The 4487-nt window shown below is 29.5% G+C and carries 5 protein-coding genes and 2 pseudogenes; 3 read left to right on the top strand and 4 right to left on the bottom strand.

Annotated features, from left to right (window positions below; translation table 11 throughout):
* Positions 1 to 239: 239 nt before the first annotated feature.
* From EDM02_RS03155 to EDM02_RS03140, 4 genes and pseudogenes are all read right to left on the bottom strand, one after another.
* Positions 240 to 488: pseudogene (locus tag EDM02_RS03155) on the bottom strand (transposase); the annotation flags it as partial.
* A 101-nt stretch (positions 489 to 589) separates the two neighbouring features.
* Positions 590 to 1180, bottom strand: coding sequence for a hypothetical protein (locus EDM02_RS03150; RefSeq protein ID WP_123663031.1), 591 nt, complete (start codon positions 1178 to 1180; stop codon positions 590 to 592).
* A gap of 218 nt (positions 1181 to 1398) precedes the next feature.
* Positions 1399 to 1830, bottom strand: a complete 432-nt coding sequence (locus EDM02_RS03145; RefSeq protein ID WP_123663029.1) for an NUDIX domain-containing protein — start codon at positions 1828 to 1830, stop codon at positions 1399 to 1401.
* A 380-nt stretch (positions 1831 to 2210) separates the two neighbouring features.
* Positions 2211 to 2529, bottom strand: a pseudogene (locus tag EDM02_RS03140) (transposase); the annotation flags it as partial.
* A 183-nt stretch (positions 2530 to 2712) separates the two neighbouring features.
* Here EDM02_RS03140 and EDM02_RS03135 point away from each other — a divergent pair.
* From EDM02_RS03135 to EDM02_RS06155, 3 genes are read left to right on the top strand one after another with little or no spacing between them, the layout of a single operon-like run.
* Positions 2713 to 4032, top strand: a complete 1320-nt coding sequence (locus EDM02_RS03135) for a glycosyltransferase family 4 protein (RefSeq protein WP_123663028.1) — start codon at positions 2713 to 2715, stop codon at positions 4030 to 4032.
* Entirely contained in the window at positions 4033 to 4152 is a 120-nt protein-coding gene (locus EDM02_RS03130; protein WP_123663026.1) for an NAD-dependent epimerase/dehydratase family protein, read from the top strand.
* Positions 4124 to 4471, top strand: a complete 348-nt coding sequence (locus EDM02_RS06155; RefSeq protein WP_123663046.1) for a GDP-mannose 4,6-dehydratase — start codon at positions 4124 to 4126, stop codon at positions 4469 to 4471. Before EDM02_RS03130 ends, EDM02_RS06155 begins: the two co-directional genes overlap by 29 nt.
* Positions 4472 to 4487: the final 16 nt, after the last annotated feature.

The following is a 4487-nucleotide window of genomic DNA, read 5'->3' as shown; positions in this document are numbered from 1 at the left end:
AACATTTCTGCCACGCAAGTGAACGGATACAACATTTCTGCCACGCAGGTAAACGGATACGTCTTATAAACCATTATAGCGGACATCCATTTGCATATTCCCCAAAGCAGTGAAACGTACTCCCATACGTTTTTTCTAATAATTTAGCTGTAAATACCTCTTTTGTATTACCAACAGCTATAAGCTTATGGTTAAGCAGTACAAGCCAATCGAAGTATTCACGTATGGATCCCAAANACTTCTTCTTCTACTTGATAGTCACTCAGTCCATACCATGTCTGAAGTAAAAGCATTTTAAATAAAAGTAGGGGACTATAGGCAGGTTTGCCAGATAAGCGTAGGCCTTTAGCATAATAAATGCGAAGTTCTTTTTCAATTGTTGACCAATCAATTATTTTAGTGATTTGATCAAAAAAGGTATGTTTACATTTACGTTTACTTGCTGAAATATCTGCTAAACTTAATTGACCACTTGTTTGGATTGCCATAACTATACATTAGTAATAATTCTAAAAAAATAAACACCGAAAACTCATGTTAACTTAACCATTTTTTCAATGAGGGGAAAGTGGATTATTTATGATTAAATTTAATTGTCTATTGCAACGGCCTCATTATGAGTTAAAGGTTGAGTTTCTAACCAGAAAAAGAATGGAGGTAATGATTGATGTATTCTTATACCTAACCACTTATTATACCAAATGGTGAGATCGCGATGGCAAGGATCAATTGCTTCTATCCAGTACCGTCCCCATGGAGCTTTTTTTTTAAAATCAAAGAATGTATCGTTATTTAAAAACAAAGGGTTATAGCCTTTAGAAATATTGCCCTCTATACTAGTAAAATATTCTGTAAATTGTTCTTCAATAGGCTTATTAATATTATATATAGGATCACATAATGCTAAAATATAGTTTTTTCTTTTTATTGATATTTCGTATAGATATTTATATAGAGAAGCATCTACACTCCTACTGATATACAACTCCTGCAGCTTATTTATTATCTCGTTTAAAAGTTGTATCTTAGACTGAAGGTTTTTTTGATTTTCAATATGAAGTTCTTCATATTTTTTTAATATATTGCACAATTGCTGGTTTATGCTTGAATGAAAATGTGCCTCTATAGTGTTTAAGTGTGGTACATCTATCCAACTAATGCTCCTATTAAAGTTTTCCATTTATTTATGTACTCGCCCCACCATTTAAAGTTGTCAATAAGTTTATATACTTATATGATTACTGTTTATGATTTTTATTAAATTTAAATGCAATATATTTTGCCTGTTTATAACAAAAAAGTATTAAACCAGCGCTTGGATACTCATTTTTTATATTTTAGTCGTTTTAGCATATAAATACCAATAAAGCAGTTTTATTAACATAACTAACCTAGAACTCATATTAAACTTAGAAAGCTAGGTTGAGATATTTTTTCATATTGTTTTAATAAGCTATATATTCCTTTAGGCAAAAAGCCTAACTTTTCAAGTTGATTAAACTTAGTCCAATAAAACTTTAAATGAGCCTCTTTGGATTTTATTTCTCTGCTTTTCAAAAAATTGTTAGAAGCAACTTGAAATACAGCACAAAATTCATGGAACGGATTACCGCTATTGCCCCAAATATTTTCTACTACTCCTATAAAATTGCCAATTTTTAAATCAGTTACCATCATTTCCTCCCTTAATTCTCTTAAAAGGGCCGAATGCATACTCTCTTTATACTTTACATGCCCCCCAGGTAGAAATAGGTGAGTTCCAGTGTCAGCAATTAAAATATAATCTTCATCTCTTATATACGCTCTTGCAATGAAATGTATTTTGTCCATATGTTTATATAACGTGAGTTCTGAATTTCTGAATTAGGAAACAACAAACAGTTTACAAAAGCTCCTTTGTGTTTTACATTTGAAGGTCATTATTAGGAACCAACAAAACAAAGGAAAAATATGAATATAAAAAAATTAATATAACTCTATTATATATACAGTTGATGAATTTTACAAAAGTTTATGCCTTATTTTTATTAGCTTTTAAAGCAATTTTGCCGATGTTTTTGTGGGTTTACAATAAACTATGATAGATTTAGCAATCCCGATTATTTAATCATAAATCCGCCTATGACTAGGATGTAAGTGCCACATTTCTTTACCGGAGGAGATTAACTCAGCTAAAGATTATCGGATTTATGCAAAAAAATATAGAAGCTTTACTTTTCTGTTCTGCAGCATGCATATGCTATTCTTCCTGCTATTAAATTGACTAAACAATTAGGTATGCTTCTATGCCTAGCATGTTCTAATGTTTTTTAATTGATCAATAACTGTTTCAATAATAGAACATTTTCTATGTATCAATTTATTCCATAAATACATAAAAGCATTTTTTATATTTTTTTTAATTTTGGTAATCAATTGTATACCTTTATTTATAAGTTTATCAAATAATTCTTTTCCTATGTACCCTTTGTCACCAAACAGTTTACCTGTTAATTGCTTACATAACGACATTACGGTTAATCTGTCATTGTAAAGCTATAATAGGAATAATGATACTAATCTTGTGCAAATTGGCAGTATAAGTAAATCTATGGAATAATAGCAATCCCAATTATTTTATGTCATAAAAAATATAGGCATTATAAAATTTTAACATATAAGATGGTAGTTTTATAGTGTACCTGTCAAATCAAATTTTAATTGCTACAAATTATGTATACTAAGCATTTTTTCTCTAACAAAGTTTTAGAATTCAATGAAACAGATAACACTATTTCTGAGCGTTCATATAATTCTCCAACAAAAGAAAACTATAGGATAGGAATTATTATTGATACTGTATTAACTTTGCCTCCTTTAACTGGTGTGACTTATAGATTATATCATTTATCCTTATCATTAATAAACAAGGGTCAAGAGATAATATGGATAATATGTAACAGGAATTTTAATCAGCCTTCTGAGGCGGAAATTTTAAAAGACATACCAATTAAAATGCATATTCTTCATGAAGAAGATTTCTATAATATAAAACTACTTGCACAACTTGTACTTGTAGAAGGTTTGGATATTCTTCAATTTGAAATATCCCAAACTTTTTTCTCATTAGGAATAAATTTAAGAAGGCTGTCTAATAAACCATGTGTTTTAGAGAACCATGATATAGAATATGATTTACAACTCTCTTTAGGTAATAATGAACGGGTAAATGAATTAATATTTATGCAGGCTTTATCGTGTAAAATTGCTGATGCAGTCGTGTGTATGACACAAAATGATAAAGAACTAATAATGCAAAAGTTCCTAATAGAACCCGAAAAAATTATTTTAGCCCCTAATGGTATTGAAAAACCCTTTAAACATAAAGTACCTAATAAAACCAATAAAAAAAATAAAACAATAGTCTTTTTAGGAAATTTTTTTTATAAACCTAATGCTGATAGCTTAGTTTATTTCTTAAACAATATTCTAACCGACTTAAAAAAACTATTTCCTGAAATTAATATCAAAGCTATAGGAATGATGCCAAACGAAATTCTTACTAGGTATGATTACCTACAAGGATTTACTTGTACTGGACCTTTGAATCATGCATTACTCGCTAAGGAATTAGCTTTATCAGATATAGGTATGTGCAATGTTTTTTCTGGATCAGGCATGAAAGTAAAGATATTAACCTATGCTTCTTTTGGCTTGCCAATTATAGCTACTTCACGAGGTGCTGCAGGTTATGAGGATATCCCTTCTTTAATCATTACTGATGGCTCTAAAAGAGATATTATCAAGAAAATCAGCATGCTTTTAAAGGAGCCACATAAAGCTGCTCAAATAGGAAAAGAAAATCGCAGCTATGTACAAAAGCATTTACTTTGGAATAATATTACAAATGCTATGAAATATGCATATGATATGGCATATGCATCATTTCATAGTAAAAAAGTATATTTAAAATCTTTTAAGCCATTCTGGTTGGAGGAAAATAGAGTTAATAAACTTACTTGTCGTAAGCATATCATTGTAAATGATAAATAAATGAAAATTCTTATTACAGGTGGAGCAGGGTTTGTGGGTACTAACCTTATAAAGGAACTCAAGAATGAGCTGATTAATTTAGCAGTAGTAGATAATTTCTCCACAAAAAAGCTTAGGTAACTTAGAAACTGCTAGAGATTATATTTATGTCAAGGATGTAGTAGAAATAATAAAAAAAAGCATCATAAATGAAACTACTTATAATATCACAATAAATGTTGGGACTGGGATTCCTACCAGTGGCTATCAACTGATAAACATTTTTGAAAAAGCTTTAAAACATAAAATAGAGGTTATTAGTAGCCCAGAGAAATTAAGGAAAATTGATGTGCCTTTCTTGTATGCTTGTAACGAAAAAATAAAAAAAGTACTAAAATGGAATCCTACTATTTCCCTTGAAAAGGGTATAGCATCGCTTATTAATAATCAAAATGCGTAATATTTTATAATACAAT

It is taken from the genome of Candidatus Cardinium hertigii (assembly GCF_003788695.1).
Note: the sequence above shows the minus strand (reverse complement) of the source record. Positions and strands in the feature narration are given on the sequence as shown.

Bases quoted from the DNA above. Each gene is read 5' to 3' on its own strand.
- EDM02_RS03150 (WP_123663031.1), bottom strand. From the start codon at position 1,180: ATGGAAAACTTTAATAGGAGCATTAGTTGGATAGATGTACCACACTTA.
- EDM02_RS03135 (WP_123663028.1), top strand. From the start codon at position 2,713: ATGTATACTAAGCATTTTTTCTCTAACAAAGTTTTAGAATTCAATGAA.
- EDM02_RS03130 (WP_123663026.1), top strand. From the start codon at position 4,033: ATGAAAATTCTTATTACAGGTGGAGCAGGGTTTGTGGGTACTAACCTT.
- EDM02_RS03145 (WP_123663029.1), bottom strand. From the start codon at position 1,830: ATGGACAAAATACATTTCATTGCAAGAGCGTATATAAGAGATGAAGAT.